The 22,463-nt window shown below is 29.9% G+C and carries 21 protein-coding genes and 2 tRNA genes; 14 read left to right on the forward strand and 9 right to left on the reverse strand.

All coding sequences use genetic code 11. From position 1 onward, the window contains the following. The first annotated feature begins 113 nt into the window (after window positions 1-113). Window positions 114-1,316 (forward strand): leucine-rich repeat domain-containing protein, encoded by a 1,203-nt coding sequence (locus ACSIGE_RS09095; protein ID WP_440879560.1) that lies wholly within the window; start codon window positions 114-116, stop codon window positions 1,314-1,316. A 104-nt stretch (window positions 1,317-1,420) separates the two neighbouring features. Here the strand turns inward: ACSIGE_RS09095 and ACSIGE_RS09100 are convergent, their stop codons facing one another. From ACSIGE_RS09100 to katG, 3 genes are all read right to left on the reverse strand, one after another. After that, window positions 1,421-1,927, reverse strand: coding sequence for a hypothetical protein (locus ACSIGE_RS09100; RefSeq protein WP_440879561.1), 507 nt, complete (start codon window positions 1,925-1,927; stop codon window positions 1,421-1,423). Between the two features lie 286 nt (window positions 1,928-2,213). Beyond that, window positions 2,214-2,287 (reverse strand) — tRNA-Ala (locus tag ACSIGE_RS09105). Between the two features lie 133 nt (window positions 2,288-2,420). Beyond that, on the reverse strand, window positions 2,421-4,700 hold the full coding sequence (gene katG, locus ACSIGE_RS09110) for a catalase/peroxidase HPI (RefSeq protein ID WP_440879562.1): 2,280 nt from the start codon (window positions 4,698-4,700) through the stop codon (window positions 2,421-2,423). 806 nt (window positions 4,701-5,506) lie between these two features. Here katG and ACSIGE_RS09115 point away from each other — a divergent pair. The 4 genes from ACSIGE_RS09115 to ACSIGE_RS09130 all read left to right on the forward strand — a co-directional run bounded on the left by ACSIGE_RS09115 (window position 5,507) and on the right by ACSIGE_RS09130 (window position 10,907). Continuing rightward, window positions 5,507-6,139, forward strand: coding sequence for a hypothetical protein (locus ACSIGE_RS09115; RefSeq protein ID WP_440879563.1), 633 nt, complete (start codon window positions 5,507-5,509; stop codon window positions 6,137-6,139). An 84-nt stretch (window positions 6,140-6,223) separates the two neighbouring features. Next, entirely contained in the window at window positions 6,224-7,186 is a 963-nt protein-coding gene (locus ACSIGE_RS09120) for a FecR family protein (RefSeq protein WP_440879564.1), read from the forward strand. Continuing rightward, on the forward strand, window positions 7,183-9,696 hold the full coding sequence (locus ACSIGE_RS09125; RefSeq protein ID WP_440879565.1) for a TonB-dependent receptor domain-containing protein: 2,514 nt from the start codon (window positions 7,183-7,185) through the stop codon (window positions 9,694-9,696). Before ACSIGE_RS09120 ends, ACSIGE_RS09125 begins: the two co-directional genes overlap by 4 nt. An 11-nt stretch (window positions 9,697-9,707) precedes the next feature. Further along, complete coding sequence (locus ACSIGE_RS09130; RefSeq protein ID WP_440879566.1) at window positions 9,708-10,907, forward strand: hypothetical protein; 1,200 nt, start codon at window positions 9,708-9,710, stop codon at window positions 10,905-10,907. On the opposite strand, the gene ACSIGE_RS09135 is transcribed toward ACSIGE_RS09130, so the two are convergent. The 3 genes from ACSIGE_RS09135 to ACSIGE_RS09145 all read right to left on the reverse strand — a co-directional run bounded on the left by ACSIGE_RS09135 (window position 10,902) and on the right by ACSIGE_RS09145 (window position 12,622). Continuing rightward, window positions 10,902-11,423 carry an RNA polymerase sigma-70 factor gene (locus ACSIGE_RS09135; RefSeq protein WP_440879567.1) on the reverse strand — a complete coding sequence of 174 codons (522 nt, stop codon included), beginning with the start codon at window positions 11,421-11,423 and terminating at the stop codon, window positions 10,902-10,904. The two genes, ACSIGE_RS09130 and ACSIGE_RS09135, sit on opposite strands and share 6 nt — an antisense overlap. A gap of 203 nt (window positions 11,424-11,626) precedes the next feature. Next, on the reverse strand, window positions 11,627-12,262 hold the full coding sequence (locus ACSIGE_RS09140) for a helix-turn-helix domain-containing protein (protein ID WP_440879568.1): 636 nt from the start codon (window positions 12,260-12,262) through the stop codon (window positions 11,627-11,629). A 36-nt stretch (window positions 12,263-12,298) separates the two neighbouring features. Next, a complete protein-coding gene (locus ACSIGE_RS09145) occupies window positions 12,299-12,622 on the reverse strand; it encodes a hypothetical protein (protein ID WP_440879569.1) in 324 nt (107 codons plus the stop codon). Window positions 12,623-12,821: 199 nt separating this feature from the next. Between ACSIGE_RS09145 and ACSIGE_RS09150 the strand changes: the two genes are divergently transcribed. The 4 genes from ACSIGE_RS09150 to ACSIGE_RS09165 all read left to right on the forward strand — a co-directional run bounded on the left by ACSIGE_RS09150 (window position 12,822) and on the right by ACSIGE_RS09165 (window position 15,144). Then, the gene (locus tag ACSIGE_RS09150; RefSeq protein ID WP_440879570.1) at window positions 12,822-13,274 is read left to right on the forward strand and encodes a helix-turn-helix domain-containing protein; all 453 of its coding nucleotides are present in this window, start codon (window positions 12,822-12,824) and stop codon (window positions 13,272-13,274) included. 245 nt (window positions 13,275-13,519) lie between these two features. Further along, on the forward strand, window positions 13,520-14,665 hold the full coding sequence (locus ACSIGE_RS09155; RefSeq protein ID WP_440879571.1) for a DinB family protein: 1,146 nt from the start codon (window positions 13,520-13,522) through the stop codon (window positions 14,663-14,665). A gap of 36 nt (window positions 14,666-14,701) precedes the next feature. Next, a complete protein-coding gene (locus ACSIGE_RS09160; RefSeq protein ID WP_440879572.1) occupies window positions 14,702-14,884 on the forward strand; it encodes a cysteine peptidase family C39 domain-containing protein in 183 nt (60 codons plus the stop codon). A gap of 71 nt (window positions 14,885-14,955) precedes the next feature. Further along, entirely contained in the window at window positions 14,956-15,144 is a 189-nt protein-coding gene (locus tag ACSIGE_RS09165; protein ID WP_440879573.1) for a hypothetical protein, read from the forward strand. A gap of 43 nt (window positions 15,145-15,187) precedes the next feature. On the opposite strand, the gene ACSIGE_RS09170 is transcribed toward ACSIGE_RS09165, so the two are convergent. Further along, a tRNA-Leu gene (locus ACSIGE_RS09170) sits at window positions 15,188-15,271 on the reverse strand. Between the two features lie 122 nt (window positions 15,272-15,393). On the opposite strand from ACSIGE_RS09170, the gene ACSIGE_RS09175 reads away from it, so the two are divergent. The 4 genes from ACSIGE_RS09175 to ACSIGE_RS09190 all read left to right on the forward strand — a co-directional run bounded on the left by ACSIGE_RS09175 (window position 15,394) and on the right by ACSIGE_RS09190 (window position 19,201). Then, entirely contained in the window at window positions 15,394-16,335 is a 942-nt protein-coding gene (locus ACSIGE_RS09175) for a ribose-phosphate pyrophosphokinase (RefSeq protein WP_440879574.1), read from the forward strand. Between the two features lie 22 nt (window positions 16,336-16,357). Next, window positions 16,358-16,933 (forward strand): 50S ribosomal protein L25/general stress protein Ctc, encoded by a 576-nt coding sequence (locus ACSIGE_RS09180; protein ID WP_440879575.1) that lies wholly within the window; start codon window positions 16,358-16,360, stop codon window positions 16,931-16,933. Between the two features lie 110 nt (window positions 16,934-17,043). Beyond that, the gene (pth, locus tag ACSIGE_RS09185; protein ID WP_440879576.1) at window positions 17,044-17,610 is read left to right on the forward strand and encodes an aminoacyl-tRNA hydrolase; all 567 of its coding nucleotides are present in this window, start codon (window positions 17,044-17,046) and stop codon (window positions 17,608-17,610) included. A 514-nt stretch (window positions 17,611-18,124) separates the two neighbouring features. Beyond that, a complete protein-coding gene (locus ACSIGE_RS09190; protein ID WP_440879577.1) occupies window positions 18,125-19,201 on the forward strand; it encodes a hypothetical protein in 1,077 nt (358 codons plus the stop codon). Window positions 19,202-19,362: 161 nt separating this feature from the next. Here ACSIGE_RS09190 and ACSIGE_RS09195 read toward each other — a convergent pair whose 3' ends face one another. Further along, window positions 19,363-19,812 carry a 6-pyruvoyl trahydropterin synthase family protein gene (locus ACSIGE_RS09195; RefSeq protein ID WP_440879578.1) on the reverse strand — a complete coding sequence of 150 codons (450 nt, stop codon included), beginning with the start codon at window positions 19,810-19,812 and terminating at the stop codon, window positions 19,363-19,365. 474 nt (window positions 19,813-20,286) lie between these two features. On the opposite strand from ACSIGE_RS09195, the gene ACSIGE_RS09200 reads away from it, so the two are divergent. Next, window positions 20,287-21,555 carry a S8 family peptidase gene (locus ACSIGE_RS09200; RefSeq protein WP_440879579.1) on the forward strand — a complete coding sequence of 423 codons (1,269 nt, stop codon included), beginning with the start codon at window positions 20,287-20,289 and terminating at the stop codon, window positions 21,553-21,555. Between the two features lie 126 nt (window positions 21,556-21,681). Here ACSIGE_RS09200 and ACSIGE_RS09205 read toward each other — a convergent pair whose 3' ends face one another. Continuing rightward, the gene (locus tag ACSIGE_RS09205) at window positions 21,682-22,449 is read right to left on the reverse strand and encodes an enoyl-CoA hydratase/isomerase family protein (RefSeq protein WP_440879580.1); all 768 of its coding nucleotides are present in this window, start codon (window positions 22,447-22,449) and stop codon (window positions 21,682-21,684) included. Window positions 22,450-22,463 lie beyond the last annotated feature (14 nt).

Here is a 22,463-nt window from a genome sequence, read left to right on the forward strand (position 1 = left end):
TAGTGTAGGTCATCATTATAAGGCTATATTTTTCGATTTTTGATGTTTTAATAACATTATAATAATTCCAAACCCCTTCCAACAATAACATATTATCCAATTTATTCTTTAAAATGAAAAAATTAAAGCTATTTTTAGTTATAGCAAAAATAACAATTATAACAGACTGTTATTCTCAATATGTGTACCCTATTGACATTCCAGATGTAAACTTTAAAAAATATTTACTTCAATCTTCAATAAATCAAAACAACGATAATGAAATCACTAATATTGAAGCTCTTAAGTTTGTCAACCTTGATATTTCGAATAAAAACATAAAATCACTTGAGGGCATTCAAGAGTTTTCAAATTTAAAATATCTTGATTTTTCTGGTAATAAAGTTAGGCACACAGATTTATCTTTAAATCAAAAACTACAAATATTAGTCTGCGATAATAACGATCTCATTTACCTTGAAATAAAACATAATGCTAATCTGAAATATTTGTCGTGTAGTGGAAATAAACTTCGTTTATTAAAACTTCCCTCTTCTGAATACCTACGGTTTTTAAAACTAAGTAATAATAGATTACGAAATTTAAATATAGCAGAACTTCCAGAGCTGGAAACAATACATATTTCAAATAATATGTTACGCTTTCTTGACATGTCAAATAATTTAAAAATAAAATCTGTTCTGTGTAACAACAACGAAATAACAAATCTCGACACTAGTAATAATGAAGAATTAAAATATTTGAGTTGTGCTAACAATAAAATTGAAATTTTGGATATAAGACCTAATAAAAATCTTAATGTTTTGAATTGTGAAAATAATGAACTAAAAACATTAAAGATTTACTTTCAGGGACACGGATCCAATCTCAATACTTTAAAAACAAAATCAAATAGGTCTCTTTATGAAATTCATACAAATTATCCTGACGGTGCTAGAATAGCTGTAAGTCGTCAAATTTTTCAAATTGATAGTCATACAAAGTTTGTAAGTTACACTAATCAAAGAAAGTTTTTAGAGACTCTCATCGATGCTTCTTCTTCTGTGATGGAAGTTATATTTGAGATTTCCAATAATACCCTTAAATATCGTTCTAATGATAAAACCATAGATAATCTCGATATAGAGGTGTATAACCTTTCAGGTCAAAAGGTAGTCACTAAAACAAAACTTGTTAACGGGGAACTTTTAAATTTAGATAATACATTAATTTCTGGTCCTTTTATATGCTTTTTTTACACTAAAAATCAAATAATTAGAAAGTTGATTAAAATAGAGAATAACAAAGTCAATTACCATAAAATAGAATTTCTCTAGTCACTTAAAAATCAGCTCTTTTAATAATTTTAAGAGCAAACATAATCAAGTAAGCGCTTGAAAAATAGCTTTCTTGATTATGTTTTATAAATAAAAATACTTTTTTATTTAAACCAACCGGGGACCTTAACCATTGCCCTATGCATTGTGCCTTCAACACCCGCAACTCTTCTTTTTGCGGTATAAGCTATCAAGTCTTTTCCTTTTCTTTCAAACCAGCGGGTAATTTCAAACACTGCATCAGGTATCGGTACCCAATCACCTCCGTCTATCTGCATTTCATATTGTTGTTTCATTTTCCAAACCTTCGATTCTCCATCAGTAGCTAGCTGATATTTAAATTCAGGTGGAACGATCGAGTGATCATCAGAAGCAAAACCTGAATTTGCTCCATTAGTACCTAATCCATTATGGAATGCTGATCTTTGATATTCTATAGGTGCGCCAAACTCAATAGGAGCAGAATCCCAAACAACTCTTTCTCTTGTTTTAATATGAGAAAGATCTTCTAAATTACCTGTACTAGATTCCCAAACAACCTTATGATGAAGTGTTGCTGCTCCTGTAGTCATCGATTCGGTTCCAAATTTAATTAAGTTACCTTTTTGCATAAAAATAATATTTAATTTGATTTTTATTCTGTGCTATAGATTCTTGAATAGCCTATATATTCAGCCCAAACGTAATTATTTTTATTGTATGATAGTCGCTATTTTTAAAAGGATAGCTACTTTTTTCAAAACATTAACTAATTAAAATAAATATGGTTGTTAGAATTAAAAAACGTGGATACTGAAAAAAAATCATCTTATTTTTCAAATCACAGAGAAAAAATGTTGATATATAATTTATTAACATTTTATAAAAAAAACTCTTATAAAGTATAAGAGTTTTTTGTGGAGAAGGCGGGGCTCGAACCCGCGACCTTTTGACTGCCAGTCAAACACTCTAGCCAACTGAGCTACATCCCCATTTTGAACAGATGCCGTAAAAATACAATTCTTTATTTTAAATATAAAAAATGAAGCGATACAAATTTTGTATCGCTTCATTAAATCCTAATTATCAAATACTTAAAACTTAAAAATAAAGATTAAGTAATTTTTATATTTTAACATCAAATCGATCTAAATTCATCACTTTTGTCCAAGCTGCTATAAAATCTTTTACAAATTTTTCTCTAGCATCATCACTAGCATATACTTCAGCGACTGCTCTAAGCTCAGAATTAGAGCCAAAAATTAAATCGGCTCTTGTTGCTGTCCATACTAATTTGTCAGTACCTCTCTCTATTCCTTTAAATTCTAATTTATCTTCAGAAACAGGTGACCATTTTATTCGCATATCTAAAAGATTTTTAAAAAAATCGTTTGTTAACACTCCTGGTCGTTGAGTAAATATCCCATTTTTAGAATTATTAAAATTTGCATCTAACACACGCATTCCACCTACTAAGACAGTCATCTCAGGAACTGTTAGCTTTAGTAATTGTGCCTTATCCACTAGCAGCTCCTCAGTTTTTAACGTATATTTTTTCTTTTGATAATTTCTAAACCCATCGGCTATTGGCTCTAAAACTGCAAAAGAATTAACATCTGTTTGTGTTTGAGTGGCATCCATTCTTCCTGGAATAAATGGTACTTCCATTGTATATCCTGCTTTTTTTACTGCTATTTCAATAGCTGCAGAACCACCTAGTATAATTAAATCAGCGAGAGATACTTTTAGGGTATTTTTTTTATTAAAATTAGACTGTATTTCTTCATATATAGCTAATACTTTTTTTAATTGTTTAGGATTATTGCTTTCCCAATTAACCTGAGGCTCTAAACGGATTCTTGCTCCATTAGCACCTCCTCTTCTGTCAGATCCGCGAAATGAAGATGCCGAAGCCCAAGCCGTCTCTATCAATTGGTTTGCTGGAATTCCTGAGCTTAAAATAATCTTTTTTAACTCAGTTATATTCTTTTTAGAAATTACTTTTCCGTTTGAAACGGGTATTGGATCCTGCCAAATAAAGTCCTCCTCAGGTATGTCATTTCCTAAATAGGTTGTTTTTGGTCCCATATCCCTATGTGTCAACTTAAACCATGCCTTTGCAAAAGCAGCATCAAAAGACAAAGGATTGTCTAAAAATTTTTGACAAATCTTTTTATACTTTGGGTCAAATTTTAAAGCTAAGTCAGATGTTAACATGGTTGGTCTATGTCGTTTATTTTTATCAAATGCATCAGGAAAAACTTCTCCAACTCCTTTAGCTGACCATTGATGAGCTCCTGCTGGACTTTTAGTTAATTCCCATTCATTATTGAGTAGCGTATTCAAAAAAGCATGACTCCATCTTGTAGGTGTTGGAGTCCAAATAACTTCTAGTCCAGTAGTGATGGCATCTTTTCCTTTACCTGATTTATAACTACTCTTCCATCCTAAGCCCTGCTCTTCAATTCCTGCAGCCTCAGGCGAAGCACCCACATGTTCAACAGCACTAGCTCCATGTGTTTTTCCAAAAGTATGCCCTCCAGCAATTAACGCAACTGTTTCTTCATCATTCATTCCCATTCTATCAAAAGAAATTCGAATATTTTTTGCAGAAGCTAAGGGATCTGGGTTTCCATTGGGACCTTCTGGGTTTACATATATCAGCCCCATTTGAACAGCTGCTAACGGATTCTCGATTTCTAAATCCAATTCACCTTTTTCATTAAGTCTTCTACTTTCTAACCATCCAGATTCTGAACCCCAATAAACATCTTCTTGTGGAACCCAAACATCTTCTCTCCCTCCTGCAAAACCTATGGTTTTTAATCCCATTGACTCAATAGCAACAGTTCCAGTTAAAATCATTAAATCTGCCCATGAAATTTTCTTCCCGTACTTTTGTTTTATCGGCCATAATAACCTTCTTGCCTTATCTAAATTACCATTATCAGGCCAACTATTCTGTGGAGCAAAACGTTGTAATCCCATTCTTGTTCCTCCTCTTCCATCGCCTGTTCGATAAGTACCTGCGCTATGCCATGCCATTCTAATAAATAAAGGGCCATAATGGCCATAATCTGCTGGCCACCAATCTTTAGAATCCGTCATCAATTTTGTTAAATCTGATCTCAATGCTTTGTAGTCTAACTTACTAAATTCATCTGCATAGTTAAACTTTTCCCCCATAGGATTACTTAGTTCAGAATTTTGAGCCAAAACATCTAAATTTAGTTTATTGGGCCACCAATCTTTGTTTAGTTTTCTCTCAGAGATCTGTTCTTTCTTATGCCCTTTATCAAAACCAAAAGGACAGCCCCCCGCTTCTTTCTTATCACTTTGCCTCTTTTCACTAGAACAAGATAAAAGAATCATAGAAGCCAATAGGCTGAATACAATTTTCTTCATTTTTATATTATTAATTGATTTAATTCAAATCTATATATAAAAAAACTATAGATAATAAATTAACGATAATAAAAAACTATAATTAAATACTTAAAAATAATTCGTAGACAATCTAATTACTAAATAAACAAAGGATGTGCGGTAAAAAAATTGAATCAAACAATAACAGCTTACAAAAAATAACAACATAAATTAAATAAAAGTTATTTATCTTAAATGGAAATAAGAAGACGAATATTGAAAAAACTATTTGTTGCATATTTATTATAAATAAACTTATATATACAAACTTTCCAAACTCAATAATTAATATAAATTTTAGTTTGTATAACATTATAAAAAAATAATGTTAATTAGCGCTATAACATACTAAACTTAGTCTCGAAAAATAAAAATACTAGTTAAAAATAGCTTTCTTAAAGTATTAAACTTTTTAATGCTCCAATTTGCTTTTTAAAACTAATTACATTCTTAAAAATTGAAATTGATAATTTAACAAATTGGAAAGAACAAATTAGTTATGGAAAAAACTACTCAAAATATAGCTTTATAATAATTTAAAAAATTGTAAGGTCTTCTCAAAAATAAATACACTTTAAGTTAATTACTATAAAACACTATAAATCAAAACCTAATAACTATTTATAAGGAAACGAATTTTTATAGTTCTTAATCATTTCATAGTGTATTTAATAAAAAACTGATTTGTATTCTTCTTACATTATTTAAAAAAATTAAAAAAAACTAAGGGTGTATTCTTTTTACTGCGACATATCATTGAAACAAATATTAAAAACAAGTTTAAAATGATTAAAAAATCAATAAATATCGTAACAGTTTTCTTAAGTATTTTAACAGTAACTATTTCTTGTAATAATAGTGAAGAGATACTTCCAAAACCTCCTGTAATTAAACACAAGCCTTTTTTTTCTGAAAGTTTTGAAAAATCCTCGCCTGAACAATTTATAAATGCGGATACAGAAAAATCTAGTATTGAACAAGGAGCATCAAGTTGTAATAAAGCAGGAATAGGAACAACAAAGGAACATAATTCTAAAAAAGTAGACTACAAAGAAAGTCAAAACAATGGAAGATTTTTAGCATTTAATCCTGAAAATTGCAAAACTAAAAGTAAAGCTACAATTTTATTAAAAGAAGAGTTTAATATTACTAAAGTAAATAATTCACGTCCTTTACAATTAAGGTTAAAATACTATCAAACTTCGATTTTAAATTCAGGTAAATCTAATATTAAAATCACTATCAAAGACGAAAAAAATTCGTGGGTAATCCAATCTGAGCTAGACAAAAAAAATCAATGGACAAATTTGGTTTTAAATTTCCCTGCTAACATTAACAATAAAATCACCGATATAAAAATAGAAATGGGAGGAGAAGAAGCTGTTGCTATTGATGACATTATAATAGATATATTATAAAGAAAAAATATACCTTTAGTTTTTAAATAAACTAAAGGTATCTCCTATTTTTATTTGGGGGTGAGCGGTTTTAAAATTATATGTATGAGTGAAATTTATAGCCTATTAGCAAAACATTTTTCTGGAGAAACAACCATAAAAGAAGAGTTGGAAATCGATGAATTTAAACAACAATCTCCACTAGAGTACGAAGCACTAAGAAAGTTATGGAACGTAAATGGAAAAACCATAGATACAATAGAATTCAATACCCAAAGAGCACTCAAAAAAATAGAACAGCAAATGAAAAGAAAGCAACAAACAAAGGTAATACCATTATTTACATCTATGAGACAAATTGTAGCTACAATTGCTTTACTGCTAACTACAGTTTTTATAGGGTATTTCGCTTTAAATAGTAGGGTAAATACTGCTGTAACAATAGCCTCAAATACAACAGTAAAAAGTAAAAAAGTTCTATTAGAAGATGGTTCTATTGTTTGGCTTAATAAAAACTCAACACTTTCATATCTTAAAAATTTTAAAACCAATTCGAGAGAAGTATCTCTTAACGGAGAGGCTTTTTTTAAGATTGCCAAAGACAAAAACCGTCCATTTACCGTGCAAATGAAAACTACCAATGTAACTGTTTTAGGAACATCTTTTAATATTAAAGAAGATAGTTTGCAAACATTAGTAAGCGTAAAAACAGGTAAAGTTTTTGTGAAAGCTAATCAATTAAATAAATCAATCATAATTACACCTAACCAAACTGCAAAAGTAGACGCAACGAAGATTGAGTCTTTCGAGACAAAAAACAAGAATTATTTAGCTTGGAAAACAGGAAATTTTGAATTTAACAACACCCCGATAAATCAAGTAATAAGAGATTTGAATACGTTCTATGAAACAAAGCTAAATATAGAGAATACTAAGACATTACCTAATTGTCATTTAACCGCAAAATTCACTAGCAGTCCTATTACTGAAATCATTGAAATATTAAAATTAACCTGTTCCATAAATATTAACAAAGAGGATAATAGTTACAAAATAACGAAAAAATGAAACACCTATTAGCAGTTTTGCTTTTATGTATTAGTGTTAATTCAATGGCACAAAAAATTACCGTTAAATTCAATAAAATTACTTTAAAAGATGCCCTACATAAATTAGAAAAAAAGACTATCGATAGATCTTTTTCATATAACAACAATTTAAAAGAATTACATAAAAAAATAAATAAATCATATAAAAACAAAACATTATATGAAATTTTAAACGACTTATTAAAATCAGAAAAACTAACCTATAAAAAAATAGGAAATACCATTATTATTTATGCCAAATCAAAAAAAGATAAGAAAAAGAATAAAATTATATCTGGTTATATCTTTGACGAAAAGTCGGGTGAAGTACTAATAGGCGCTACAATTTTTTCGGTAGAAACAGGTAAGGGTACAAATACAAATAACTACGGATTTTACAGCCTATCATTACCTGAAAAAAATAATACGGTTTCTGTAAGTTATGTGGGATACAAAAACAAAATATTGACAGTTAAAAACAAACGTCAAGACATTTATTTAGTAATTGACAATTCCAAATTAAATGAAATTGAAATTAAAGCAACAAAAAATAAATTACGAAAAAAATATGCTGGAGCTTTAAATATTTCATCATCAGAAATAAAAAAAATACCTCTACTGTCTGGTGAACCTGATGTATTAAAAGCCATACAACAACAAAACGGAATTCGTACAGTAAACGATGGGTCTTCTTTTTACTTCGTAAGAGGAGGTAATTTTGATCAAAATTTAGTGTTATTAGACGAAGCTCCTTTGTATAATAATTCTCATTTGCTAGGTATGGTTTCTGTAATAAATGGAGATATCATAAAAAACACTAAATTTTACAAGGGCTTTTTTCCAACAAAATATTCAGGACGACTGGCTTCTGTTTTAGATATCACCACTAAAGATGGAAACAAGAAAAATTTTCAGTTATCTGGTGGAATTTCAACCTTAGGAGTTCGATTAGCAGCAGAAGGTCCAATAATAAAAAACAAGATCAGCTATATAATCTCTGGTAGAAAAAGTTTATTAGATTTGTTAGCTAGGAACACAGAAGTTCTTTCACCAAATTATTATGATATAAACACTAAGGTAAATTGGAAGATCAATAAAAATAACAACTTGCTTTTTTCCTTCTATAACGGAAAAGATATTTACACACTTAAAGGTTCTTTTTTTAACGTTAAAACCATTAATCATTTTGCTACCATACGATGGAACCACATTTTTAATGAAAAATTATTTGCTAACACCTCATTAATTTATAACGAGTTTAAAGGAGATTATACAATTTCAAATGATGCAGACAATTGGAAAAGCAATATAAAAGAAGTACATTTAAAATATCAATTATCTTATTATTTAAATAATAGACACACCTTCAACGCAGGCGTAAAAACAGGGTTTCATAATTATCAACCTGGTTTGTATGAAAACCTAAATATAAACTTTGGCACAAAAAAGCTTAATTCACTTAATATATTTACTAATCATAAAACCCAAATAAACAGCAATTTATCACTTGACTATGGAATCAATTTTAATCTAACAAACGCTCTAGGAAAAGCAAGACTAATCACTTTAGACTCCGATTTTAATGTTAGTAATACCTTTCAAAATGATGGTGGTGTCTATAAAACTTGGGCAGGTATAGAGCCAAGAATTAATTTATTATATAAGTTTAATAAATATAATAGATCCTATACCTCTTACTCAAAAATGCGTCAGTTTGTTCACTCTCCACACCCCTATAAAAATGATTTTAGTATTATTAATTTATGGGTTCCTACTTCTAATAATGTAGATCCTCTAAGTAGCAATATTTTTTCTGTTGGCTATGATTATTCATATGGAAATTTCGGAATCAATATAGAAGGTTATTACAAGGATATTAAAAATCAACTGGATTATGTTCCTTATCCGGATATTAGAGACACTAATTACGAACGTTATTTAAGAAGAGGGAATGTTACATCATACGGTATGGAATTAGGTTTAGGTTATAAAACCGAAAAAATACACCTAAAAGCGGATTATAGTTATTCGAAAACAACAGTTAAAAATAAATACCTTAACAATGGAGAAAAGTATATAACTCGCTATGATATACCTCATCAATTAAATCTACTAGGGACTTTCAATTTTACAAAACGTCTTGATTTTACAACCACTTGGGTATACAAGACTGGGCGCCCCTATACCTTACCGGTTGCAGTTCAATTACTAAATGGAGGTAAATCTTTAATTCCATTATACGGCAAAAGATACAACGCTAGATTAGAAGATTATCACAGACTTGATTTCATGTTCACCTTAAAACCAAAAATAAGTAAAAAAGGTTGGAAAGGAACTTGGAATGCTGGAATTACCAATGCGTATGCGCAATTAAACCCAATAACAATTAGAGATAATCTACAAAACATAGGTGAGGATAACAAATTTAAATTAGAAGGAGGTAATGTATTTAGATTATTTCCCATTTTATCTTACAGTTTTCAATTTTAAAATATTTAAATATGGTACTAAAAAAAACGATAATCTTCCTGTTCATATTAATCGGAACCTTTTCTTCTTGCTTAGATGAAGGGGAACTTACTGGTGATTTAATAAAAAACTACCACACAGATGTAAAATATACCATAGAAGGTCAAATCACTAATACTCCATCAAAACATCACGTAATTATTACGAGCATTGGTATAAAAAATGATCTTGTAAAAAATGTAGGTATTTCAGATGCTACTGTTAAAATTACTGACAATACAAATACTTGGAATTTCACAGAGTTACCTCAAAAAGGAATTTATGAAAGTGACCGTTATTTTGCAGGAAAAGAAAATGTTAGTTATACATTATCCATAACTATAAAAGGTAAAACCTACACAGCAACACAAACAATGCCAGTAGCAGATGAAATTAATTCAGCAGAATTTAACGCACTAAAAAGAACAGGTAAAGAAACAAAACATATTTTCGGGATGGATAGATCTGCCATTTGGGAGAATGTTAATACTACTTCTAAAGAACAAGTTTCAATTCTTCTAACCTCTACTAGAGGTAATCATGACATAAAAAACACCCATAAAAGAATTAGCTTTGCTAACCCCGTTCCTATAGAAAATCCAGGTCATTTTTTAAACCCTAATTCCGGTGTATATAAAACGATTCGAAGGTATACCTTAACAAGTAATTATGAAAAATATATGTGGTCTATTTTGTCTGAACTTGGCATAAGTGGTTTTGGGGAGTACGAGCCAAGTAGTTTAGCCTCTAATTTTAATAATAAAGAAATTTCAGGTTATTTCTCTGCAGTTAGCTGCAAAGAGTACTCTGTGAACAAAACTATTTTTTTACCTAGAAATTTGTCTGTTTTTGATTCACAAAAACAATTTAAAGCTAGTTATACTAACAAAGGTGAATTTCAACTTGTTTTTAAACCTTCGGGAGAATGCGAATTAAAAGGACTAGGGGAAACACTAACTGGAGCCTATCAAATAGCTAAAAATGAAGAAATATTAGTTTACTTTAAAAGCAACCGTTTTTTTAAAAATCTAGATGACAATCTTTTACGATTTTATTTAACCAAATTAATGAAAACAACAACTATTATAACTCCAACAGAAGAAATAATTCGTCTTGATACATACGCCCATTTTAAAATAGAAAATAGAACAACACTAAAGTCAGAAGACGATGTGATTTGGACTTCTTTATAAATCCATAAACTCTAAAAGTACTAATAGTGTAAAAAAGTCATGATCCTTTAAAAGCTTTCGCATTATTTTTAATGCTTTACTCATATGGGTTTCTACAGTTTTAACAGCAATTCCTCTATCTTTCGCTATTTCTTTATATGTTAACCCGGATGTTCTACTTAGTAAAAAAACTTCTCTTGTTTTTCGGGGTAATTTAGATGCAAAATAGTGTAACAACGGTTCAATGTCCTCTTCATTTAAATCTACTGTACTTGTAATTTGATCCCATGATTCTTGGCTAGCAAACACTTTAGTACTTGAATTGTTTTTTCGTAAATAATCGATGCATTTAAACTTTGTACTTCTTAATAAAAATCGTTCTGGTTTTTCTATTGTAACTAACTTATTGGTCTCCCACAACTGTATAAATAATGATTGTACAATGTCTTCAGCAATAACTGAATCTTTTACAATTTTTACAGCATAATTACATAACGGACTGTAAAATTCATTAAAAATATTTTTAATATCAGTCAAATATAGTTTTTGTCAAAAATAATTAAATATTAGTATTTAATCCTCTTTTTTAAAACTTCTTATCTAAAAGTCAATACTTAAAATTTTTCTATAGTTACTGACAAACTTATCCGTAATAATTTATTAACATCAGCATTAGGCTATTTTTAATCAAAGTATAGATTTATCGTAATTTTAAGAAAAAAATGATTCAAAAGATTAAACTACTTGTTTAATAATTTACTCGGCGTATAGCCAAAATGCTTCTTGAAAGCAGTAGAAAAATGTTGCGGATTTTTATAGCCAACCGCATCCGAAACTTGATAAACAGAATGATCTTTTTGTAAGAGAAGTTTCTTTGCTTGCTCCATTTTCAAGTTTCTTATATACCCAAATACTGTAGTACCAAAAATATTTTTAAATTCTTTTTTTAAAGTACATTCGTTCGTATGCACCTCTTTGGCAAGGTCTGCCAGTCGCATAGGACTATCTAGTTTTTTTGTAATCAATTCTTTAGCACGGTACATCTTATCCATTACATTTTTAGAACTCGAATACGACGCCGTAATTCCATTATAACTGCTTATTTGATCTATTTGCAATAACAGTAACTCTAAAACTTTAGACTCTAAGAATAACAAACGAAATGTATTTTTCCATTTACAATTTACGATTTCGTGGATGATAAAATGCATCTCTGGTGTTATTGGGTAATTACTTTTGTTCAAAAAACCAACCTCTTTATTCGCAATAAGCGCAATAAACCTTTTGAAAAATTTACTTTCTGGAATATATTTTTGAAAAAAATCTGGTCTTATTTTTATCTCAAAATTAAACATCTCCCCTTCTCCAACTACCATTTTTCCTTGCACATCACTACCATAGAAAATATTATGTTAGTTTTTTTTAATTAAAAATTCTTCGGAAATATACTGCATTTGGGTTAAGGTAGAGCCTAGTATGGTAAAATGCATTTCTACAATTTCACCTTGCATTTCAAAATTGATCATCGTAGTATTCTTAAAGGCCCCGCTTCCATAAGCAATAGTAAACTTATCGGTAATAATTTCTCGATATCGACCATTAATATTGGCGTGTTCAAAACCAAAGCTCAAATCTTTAACTCCGCAATCATCCACGCTACAACGTGTTTTTTCCGAATCAAAAATAAGCTCTTCTAAATCTTTTAATAGTATCTTCAGGAAAAGTAGGGCTAACATAAGCAATAGTAGCTTAACCAATTATGAAATACAACCACTTTTAAAAGAAAAAAGGAAGCTTATTGCACAACTAGCAAATAAAAGTAAACGAAATAAATCCCTTATTTATCTGCTACTTAGCATTGGATTGCTTCTAATTTTCCTGCTTTTTTATAAAATTAGAAATACTAAACTGTATAAGAAGCACTTCGATACATTAATGCATTCCAATACTACCCCGAAAATCAAAGAAGCATTACTTACCAAACAAAATACTACTAATTCGAAAAGTACTCTTTCTGAAGAAACTAAAAATCAAATATTAAAAAAACTACATGAATTTGAAGAGAAACAATTGTTTTTACAAAAAAAATACACGTTGGTTTCCTTAGCAAAAGAATTGGTTACTAATAGCGCCTACCTTTCCAAAATAATTAATGAAGAAAAACAATGTAATTTTGCCAACTATCTAAACCAACTTAAAATTAACTATGTCGTAGAGCGCTTAAAAATGGATACAACATTTAGAAATTATACGGTAAAAGCCATTGCTGAGACCTCTGGTTTTAGCAATACGCAGTCTTTTTCATCCTCTTTTTTCAAGCAAACAGGTATTTATCCTTCTTATTTCATTAAACAATTGAATACTTTAAAAACAACACTAAATTTATAAATTTATGGCAACTTAATTTTAAAATTACTTTCCTTATCCATACATTTGACAAAACACGAAATTTTAATAACTTTAGAAATACAGAACACAAAAATATTTTAAACTGGTGTTCGAGAGAAAAAAAGGTTATGACTTTCAAGCATCCCAAAAAAAAAAGATCAAGAAACAGTAAATGTTATGAAACTTTTGCTTTGGCAAACAGGACACCCTGATTATCAATTAAAAAAATAAAAATTACTATGTACATGCACAACACTAAATTGTTACTAACCTTTAGCTTTATTATACTAATGGTGTTTTCCGTAAACGGACAAAAAAAAGTAAAAACAAGTAGATGGAAACCATTTATACAATCTATAAAAGTGGAAACCGATAAAAAAGCGGCCTTTAAATTTCGAGCTGCTGTAAAATTGATGTCTAACGACTCATTAGCTTGGGGAAGTATTTGGGTAAATGTAAAAACTAAAAACGAAGAACCTGGATTTTATGATAATATGTATGATAGACCCATAACTTCTAATGAGTGGCGTTATTATGAGATAGATGGCTTTATCGATAGCAACTCCAAAGCCCTCATCATTGGTGGGCTGTGTAAAAATAATGGTGCCTTTTATTTTGATGACTTTTCTTTATCATTTCAAAATGAAAAAGGTGATTTTGAACCTTATAAATTACTCAACTCAGACTTTGAAAACGTGCATTCAGAAAATGTCTTAGCACATTGGAGTGAAGGCTATTCCACCGAAAAAACTTATGGTGTAAAAGGATTCAACGTGTCGTTAACTAATGATGCTGTTCAAGGAAAAAAAGCTTTGCTTATCAAAGCCAAAGGCATTGAAAAAGAAGTGGTAAAAATTGGTATCAAAGGTGAAAAAGGAAGTCAAGTGCAAATTGAAGCCATGATTTCTATGCTGGAAGATTTAAAAGAAAGAGTAGAACGAAAGGTAAAAAACATGAGTCAATATCAAATTGATCACTTGCATGACGAAAAAGCCAATAGAATTGGTGCGCTTATTATGCACTTAGCAGCAGCAGAGGTATATTACCAAGTTTTTACTTTTGAAAGTAGAGGGTTTAATCCAGAAGAACAAAAGCAATGGGAAGTAGCATTAAGTTTAGACCAGGCAGGGAGAGATCAATTTCAAGGAAAAGACATTCAGTATTATTTGGATATTTATAATAAAGTGCGTCAAAAAACTATTCGAGAATTAAGAAAAAGGGATGACCAATGGTTTCAAGAAGTACAGAAAGTCTACGGATGGAGTAATCAATATTGTTGGTTTCATGTTATGGAACATCAATCTAGCCATTTAGGACAAATACTATTTCTAAGCAAACGTATTCCTCCAGAACCAAAAAAAACTGTGATTAAAGAATCTTTTAAGGGGTAATAAAAAGAGTTTTTATTACAAAATTTATCCATTATTTTGAGGGTACAATTTCCGTTTTATCTCAAAATCATAGCTAAAAATTATGGTAGGACTATTTGTTTGCAACAATTACGAAATTTAAGCGAAACGTTACGAACAGGAAGTAGTTTGTTAGGTTTAAGTGATGTTGCTGAATCTATTGGCTTGAAAAGCCTTGTAAAAATTGGTCTGGAAAAATAAAAATTGGACAAACCGTAAATATTAAATTAGAAAATTATCCTGAAGTCGAATTTGGAATCTTAAAAGGAAAAGTGAATAGAATAGCTGTAATCCCAGATAAAGAAGGTAATTACTTTATAAATGTATCACTTCCTAAAAAATTAATTACTTCATATAACAAAGAAATAGCCTTTAAGCAAGAAATGCTTGGTTTTGCGGAGATCATTACAGAAGATTTACGTTTAATTGAGCGTTTTTTGATTAGCTTAAAACGACATTAATTAAGGAACAAAAAAAGGTAGCTTATGTTGTAGCTACCTTTTGTACCAAAGGTGGGACTCGAACCCACACGTCCTTGCGAACATTGGATTTTGAATCCAACGTGTCTACCAATTCCACCACTTTGGCGATTATCGGTTGCAAATTTATTAAAATATTTTAGTTAATTAACAAAAATACTTTTAAACTCTTAAAATAGTTTTATTTTTGTTTCTACATAACAACACAAACTAAAAATACACTTTCTATAAATGTCAGAAAATCATTTAATTCCTAAATTTTTTGCTTGTTCTCAGAGTACAGAATTAGCAGAAGAAATTGCAAAGAAATTTGGAACAGAATTAGGTAATGTTAACATATTACGCTTCAGTGATGGAGAATTTCAGCCAGCTTTTGAAGAATCTGTAAGAGGAAGAAGAATTTTTATCATTGGTTCTACTTTTCCAAATGCAGATAATCTTATGGAAATGTTATTAATGCTAGACGCAGCTAAACGTGCATCAGCAAGACATATTACTGCCGTATTACCTTATTTTGGTTGGGCGCGTCAAGACAGAAAAGATAAACCAAGAGTTGCAATTGGAGCCAAATTAATTGCGAAATTGTTGGAAGAAGCTGGCGCTACTAGGATTATGACTATGGATTTACATGCCGATCAAATCCAAGGTTTCTTCGAAAAACCTGTAGATCATTTATTTGCTTCCTCTATATTTTTACCCTACATAGAAAGTTTAAATTTAGATAAACTCACTGTTGCTTCTCCTGATATGGGGGGGTCTAAAAGAGCTTATGCCTATTCTAAATACCTTGAGAGTGATGTAGTAATCTGTTACAAACAACGTAAAAAAGCAAACGTGATTAGTCATATGGAACTTATTGGTGATGTTACAGGAAAGAATGTTATCCTAGTAGATGACATGATTGATACGGGTGGTACATTGACCAAAGCAGCGGATTTGATGATAGAAAGAGGTGCCTTAAGTGTTCGTGCTATTATAACACATCCAATATTATCAGGTAATGCCTATGAGAAGATAGAAAACTCAAAGTTAAAAGAATTAATTGTTTCTGATACAATTCCTTTAAAAAAGCATATATCTAAAATAAAAGTTGTATCTTGCGCCACTTTATTCGCAGATGTTATGCATAAAGTGCAAGATAATACATCTATTAGCGATGAATTTTTAATGTAATTTAATCATAAATTAAAAAGTAATGCAATCAATTACAATCAAAGGATCTCAAAGAGAAAGCGTAGGTAAAGTAGCTACTAAAGCCTTACGTAATGCTGGAAAGGTTCCTTGCGTATTATACGGAGGAGACAAGCCTGTACACTTTTCAGCAGAAGAAAAAGCGTTCAAATCGTTAGTGTATACTCCAAACGTTTATACTGCAACGATTGAACTTGACGGACAATCATATACCGCTGTTTTACAAGATATTCAATTCCATCCTGTGTCTGATAAAATTTTACATATTGATTTTTATCAATTATTTGAGGACAAGCAAATTACTATGGAAATTCCTGTAAAATTAGTAGGAAGTTCTAAAGGAGTTATGATTGGTGGTGCTTTACGTCATAACTTACGTAAATTAAAAGTTAAAGCATTACCAGCTAATTTACCTGATTTCTTAGAAGCAGATATTACTGAGCTAGAAATTGGTAACAAATTATACGTTACTGAGTTATTTAATGAAAAGTATACTATCTTGCACCCAGACAATACTGTTGTTGCACAAGTACGTATGTCTCGTAACGCAGCCAAAGCAGCAGCTGAAGCTGAATCATAAAATATTCTATTTTTAAGAAAAAAGCGTTACACTTGTGTAGCGCTTTTTTTTCTTACTAAAAATTATTTTTCAATTACTTTCATTCAAAAATACTTGATAAACTTAATCAAATGAAAAAATTTCTAATTGTAGGGCTTGGTAATATTGGCGAAAAGTATACTAATACTCGACATAACATTGGATTTAAAATTGTGGATGCCTTTGTAAAAGAGCATAAAGGAAATTTTGAAACTGAAAAATTAGGAGATATTGCTACCGTTAAAATTAAAGGAAAAACAGTTACCGTTTTAAAGCCAAATACTTACATGAATTTAAGTGGTAAAGCATTGGTATACTGGATGAAAAAAGAAAATATTCTAATAGAAAACATCTTGGTAATAACTGATGATTTGAATATTGAATTTGGTAAAGTTAGAATTAAAGGTAAAGGAAGCTCAGGTGGCCATAATGGTTTGAAAGACATTCAAGATAAATTAAACTCAGGAGCCTATCCAAGATTTCGATTTGGAGTAGGATCAGAATACAGAAAAGGTGGGCAAGTAGATTTTGTTTTAGGTGAATGGAGTAATGAAGAAGAAAGTGCTATGATAGAACGTATCCCTTTTAGTGTTAATGCAGTTACCTCTTTTGTTACAGCAGGTCTAGCAAATACCATGAACGAGTTTAACGGTAAATAAATAGTGGATGTATTAGCTATTTAAAGTAAGCTCTGTCTAATTTTTCTTTTTAGAGAGGCTTCTGGTTCCTGTCTCAAAACTACCTAAATAAATACCTACAAAAACATCTTCATTCATCAAAATTGAGATCTAAAAATAAAATACAACTATATTTTTAAAAAGTATCGCAATGATATTTGCCTCCCTTCTTTATACACTTTTTAGTTATTCATCATTTTGGACATTAAAAGGCTTTCTTTCCCTTATACTTACCTAAACACCTCAGCTATTTATCATCATCTTACTGCTCTTTTAAAAAGTTTAAAACATCATTTAAGTAATTTTTTATCAAAGGTTAACACTGAATAAATAATCATAGGTACCAAGTCTAAAATACATGCAAAATAATAATGTTTTTTTAAAAAATAAAAAAACTAGAAAAGTGCCAATTGATTAAAAAATACTATTTTCGCACTTCTTAAAAAAATTGCATAATCACATCGAATAATAAATACCCTTAAATTAATTATCAAAAATGAAAAAAGCCCTAATACTTTTATCCTTTTTATGTTTTCAATTTACGAATAGTCAAAATTGTATTAAAGGAAAAATAAAAGAACTCAAAAACTTAACAGATAAACCTTTAGCTGTTATTCTTCTCAAAGAAAACAAAAAACTAATTGAAAAATTAGAAAAAAAGATAGCAAAGAATAACAAAAAAAAGGAAAAATTTCAAGAACAATTAAACGATTATCGAAATCATATTAGCTATTTCAACACCAATATTAAAGAAGTTATAACAACGTACTGGAAATTAAATAACACGGATAACATAAAGTATTTTACCAAAGAAGAATTAAAAAATGCTAAAACAAGTCAATATGCTGTACTTGATTTAACTCCAGAAAATGTAAACGTTAATATAAATGACATAGGTTCAAGATTCATGTATTACTATAGCTTAGATGTTCAAATAATTACTTATGGTAGTTCTGAAAATAAAAGACATAAAGCGTCTTATAAAAACCACCTTACTAATGTAAGTTATAATACTCCTGGATATGCTGACAAAGAACTTAAAAAAGCTATTGAACGATTAATAGAGGAACGTAAAAATGGCCCAAAACTTTTATCAAAAGAGAATATGATTGCCTCTGTTATACTTTCGCAAAAATACATTGAAAAAGTTTTAACGTTAAACGATAAAATATCTTTTCAAGAATTTGCAGAAGAAGAAATGAAGAAAAATTGTAAAGAATTAGAAGGAAAGAACATTTTATTTCAAGAGACAATAGTTCATGGTAAAATAAAAAATTCATTAAAAGATTTGCTACCGAAAGCAAATATAGAATTGGTTTCAGCTAATAGGATAGCACAAGCATTTATTAACGAAGAAGATATTCTTGTTGCTTTTCCAATTGTAAAAAGACTACAAAAATCAAAAGGTAAATTAAGTGGTTTCTCATTAAGTACAGTTATCCCAATAACTCATAAGATAATTATTAATACAAAATCTAAAGAAATTATTGGTTTTGTAGAGCATTCAGGTATGACAAGCTATACTTACTTCAAAAAAAATGATTTTAAAAAGCTTAATGAACAATGTAAATAATTAATTTCTATATAAAAAGAGCGAGAATCATCTCGCTCTTTTTAATTTTATATCTAAAACTTTTACTCCAAATCACTAAAATTGACACGAAAGCATGATTGAAATATGATGTTTTTTTTAGCTCATACAAAAACTCATATATTATTGTATGAATTAATCAATTAATTATCTGATGCATACCACTCTGCAAAACTTGTTTCTGTTTCCTGAAGTTTTAATGAATATAATTTGATGTTACCAGGAAGATATTTTATAATTTTCTGCGCAAAATCAATAACCATCATTTCACTGGTTGGTTGATAATCAACTAAAATAACATGATGTCCTCTATCTATCAATTCTTTAGCTAATTCTACATGTGGTGTATTTTTATTAAATACCGTTGCATGATCAAATACATCGACTATTTCCTCTTTGACAATCTTTTTTAGATCTCCAAAATCTATAACCATTCCATGCTTTACATTTGAAGAATTCATTATGGGTTGCCCTATGACTGTTACCGAAAGCTTATAACTGTGCCCGTGAACGTTTTTACATTTTCCATCATAACCATAAAGTGCATGCCCTGTTTCAAAACTAAATTGTTTTGTAATTCTAATATTACTCACTTTCTTCTAAACTTTTTATTACTTCTGTATTTATTATAAAAGTATACGATTGCAACTAAAAATGCCAATCCTGCAAATAAAACATTATCCATCTTTTCAGAATTTAATTTGTGGATCCGAAAGTACAAATTTGAATTGAATTTACTAGATTTTTAAGGTTCCATAAAGAAAAGTTATAAGCACTATTTTGTTGTTTTTGATTTAGCGCTTGACTTTTTGTAATCAACTGCTTTTTTTTAAGAATTATATGCTATCCCCACCTCTTTGATTATCTAAAATTTTATAGTGTTTTTACATAAATACCACAAAAACAATAATTTAAATTAAAAAACACAAAACTCAATAAATTCAACTACGGAGCATCATTTTGTTGAATACAATAAAAATATTCTTTTTGTAAAAATCACAATTAATAATAATTTTTTAACATATTTTCAATAATATTGTGAAATTTTAATTAAAAACCTTCTTAATATGAATAGAAAAAAATTATTTTATGCTTTTTTAACAATTCTAGCTTTTAATTACTCTTGTGAGAGTGATAAGATAGAAGAAGAAGTTACTATAACTCAAGATGACACTTCGCTTGTTACTTTTAAAGAAGCTGAAAAAATTAGTGGAGAATACATTGTTTTACTCGGAAAGGAGCAAAAACAAAAGATGTTCGAAAATAACACACAATTGAAAAATGCTTCTAATTATAGACAAAGACAAAGTCTTGTTCGTAGTTATGTAGAAGATATTTTTAAATCAGGAGAAATCGCTTTACAAAAAGAAGCAATAATGAAAGTGTATAGTTCTAAAGCGAATGTAGGATTTCTTGCAAAACTTGAACCTCGTCAAGCAAAGCTTCTAAAAGAAAAAGGCTATAAAGTACACGATAATGTTATTTTTGGAATTAATCCAATTTGTCAAATTATTCCTTGGCTATGTAGCGAAACTGGAGATGTATCTGGTGGAGAAGATAGACAACAAAAAACACCATGGGGGATTGCAAGAGTGGGAGGTCCTAGAGATTTTTCTAAATCATCAAAAACTGCTTGGGTTATTGATACAGGAATCGATTTAGACCATCCAGATTTAAACGTTGATGTTGCTAGATCAAAAGATTTTACTGGAAAAGGAACTCCTGATGATGGTAATGGTCATGGAACACATGTTGCCGGTACGATAGGCGCTATCAATAATAATTTTGGTGTAGTAGGCGTTGCTGCAGGAGTTAAAGTAGCCGGTATAAAAGTTTTAAGTGATCAAGGATCAGGATCTTATGCAGATATACTTGCAGGCGTTGATTATGTTGCTCAAAATTCTCGTCCAGGTGATGTTGTAAACTTAAGTCTTGGTGGACCTTCATTTTTTGGAGGTAGTTTTCCTGCTGAAACAGCTTTAATTAAGTTAGCTGCAACGGGTGTATATGTTTCTGTAGCTGCTGGTAATTCTTCTGCCCCTGCTGCTTTTTTCACCCCAGCAAAAGCTAATGGTAAAAACTTTTATACCATTTCTTCAATGAATAATAAAGATGATATGTCTTATTTTTCAAATTGGGGAGGTCCTGTAGACTATGCTGCTCCTGGAAGTAAAGTTAATTCTACTTTACCCGGAGGTAGATATGGTGTATTTAGTGGTACATCAATGGCTGCTCCTCATGCAGCTGGTGTTCTATTAGTTACCAATGGTAGACCTAATACTGATGGAAAAACAACTGGCGACTTTGATGGTGGTGATAAAATAATTCACAATTAATACTATTAACAAGCAAAAAAATTATTACTATATAATTTTTGATACTATTTCTATTATGTAAAAAAGACCTCTAATTTATATAAATTTAGAGGTCTTTTAATTTTTTATAAACTGTTGTTGTTATACTTATCGTATAAACTTAGTTAATGCCTTCTTCGTATGGTCTGACAGAACCAACTTTCCAGAGGTTTCTGCTCTTTCGATTAATAAGTTATCCCAATTTTCTGTATCTAGCCAAAATGCTTTTTTCATTTCTTTTAATGCTTCGGGATTATAGCTTGCTAATTTTAAAGAAAGAAGATCTACTTCCCTATCCATTTCATCAATACTTTCAAATACTCGAGCATACAATCCTTTTTCTTTTGCCCAATAAGCATTTTTCCAATTGGTAGCTTCTAAAGTCAGTTCTGATAAACCACTTACTCCTATTTTACGTTTTACAGCAGGAGCGATAACAAAAGGACCAATTCCTATGGTAAATTCAGAAAGTTTAATAGAAGCGTGCTCTGTAGCAAAAACATAATCACATGCTGCTACTAAACCTACTCCTCCTCCAACAGTTTTACCTTGTACTCTTCCAATAATTAACTTTGAGCATTTTCGCATAGCGTTAATTACATTTGCAAAACCTGAAAAAAACTTTTTACCCTCCTCTAAATTTGTAATGGCTACCAATTCATCAAATGAAGCTCCTGCACAAAAAGCTTTATTTCCCTCAGATTTTAGTACAATAATAGCCACCTCATCATTATTAGACAATTCATTGAATTCGTTTGTCAAGCGATCTAATAATTCGCTTGGAAAGGAATTGCTAGCTGGATGTCCAAATTCAATAGTGGCAATATTACTTTCGATTTTAGTATATAAACTTCCGTTAATTCTAGTTGTTGTCATGTGTCTCTTATGGT

Origin of the sequence: Tenacibaculum profundi (assembly GCF_052050075.1) — a bacterium.
In the GTDB taxonomy this organism is placed as follows: Bacteria; Bacteroidota; Bacteroidia; order Flavobacteriales; family Flavobacteriaceae; genus Polaribacter.

Bases quoted from the DNA above. Each gene is read 5' to 3' on its own strand.
- ACSIGE_RS09095 (WP_440879560.1), top strand. From the start codon at position 114: ATGAAAAAATTAAAGCTATTTTTAGTTATAGCAAAAATAACAATTATA.
- ACSIGE_RS09100 (WP_440879561.1), bottom strand. From the start codon at position 1,927: ATGCAAAAAGGTAACTTAATTAAATTTGGAACCGAATCGATGACTACA.
- katG (WP_440879562.1), bottom strand. From the start codon at position 4,700: ATGAAGAAAATTGTATTCAGCCTATTGGCTTCTATGATTCTTTTATCT.
- ACSIGE_RS09115 (WP_440879563.1), top strand. From the start codon at position 5,507: ATGATTAAAAAATCAATAAATATCGTAACAGTTTTCTTAAGTATTTTA.
- ACSIGE_RS09120 (WP_440879564.1), top strand. From the start codon at position 6,224: ATGAGTGAAATTTATAGCCTATTAGCAAAACATTTTTCTGGAGAAACA.
- ACSIGE_RS09125 (WP_440879565.1), top strand. From the start codon at position 7,183: ATGAAACACCTATTAGCAGTTTTGCTTTTATGTATTAGTGTTAATTCA.
- ACSIGE_RS09130 (WP_440879566.1), top strand. From the start codon at position 9,708: ATGGTACTAAAAAAAACGATAATCTTCCTGTTCATATTAATCGGAACC.
- ACSIGE_RS09140 (WP_440879568.1), bottom strand. From the start codon at position 12,262: ATGGTAGTTGGAGAAGGGGAGATGTTTAATTTTGAGATAAAAATAAGA.
- ACSIGE_RS09145 (WP_440879569.1), bottom strand. From the start codon at position 12,622: ATGTTAGCCCTACTTTTCCTGAAGATACTATTAAAAGATTTAGAAGAG.
- ACSIGE_RS09150 (WP_440879570.1), top strand. From the start codon at position 12,822: ATGCATTCCAATACTACCCCGAAAATCAAAGAAGCATTACTTACCAAA.
- ACSIGE_RS09155 (WP_440879571.1), top strand. From the start codon at position 13,520: ATGCACAACACTAAATTGTTACTAACCTTTAGCTTTATTATACTAATG.
- ACSIGE_RS09175 (WP_440879574.1), top strand. From the start codon at position 15,394: ATGTCAGAAAATCATTTAATTCCTAAATTTTTTGCTTGTTCTCAGAGT.
- ACSIGE_RS09180 (WP_440879575.1), top strand. From the start codon at position 16,358: ATGCAATCAATTACAATCAAAGGATCTCAAAGAGAAAGCGTAGGTAAA.
- pth (WP_440879576.1), top strand. From the start codon at position 17,044: ATGAAAAAATTTCTAATTGTAGGGCTTGGTAATATTGGCGAAAAGTAT.
- ACSIGE_RS09190 (WP_440879577.1), top strand. From the start codon at position 18,125: ATGAAAAAAGCCCTAATACTTTTATCCTTTTTATGTTTTCAATTTACG.
- ACSIGE_RS09200 (WP_440879579.1), top strand. From the start codon at position 20,287: ATGAATAGAAAAAAATTATTTTATGCTTTTTTAACAATTCTAGCTTTT.
- ACSIGE_RS09205 (WP_440879580.1), bottom strand. From the start codon at position 22,449: ATGACAACAACTAGAATTAACGGAAGTTTATATACTAAAATCGAAAGT.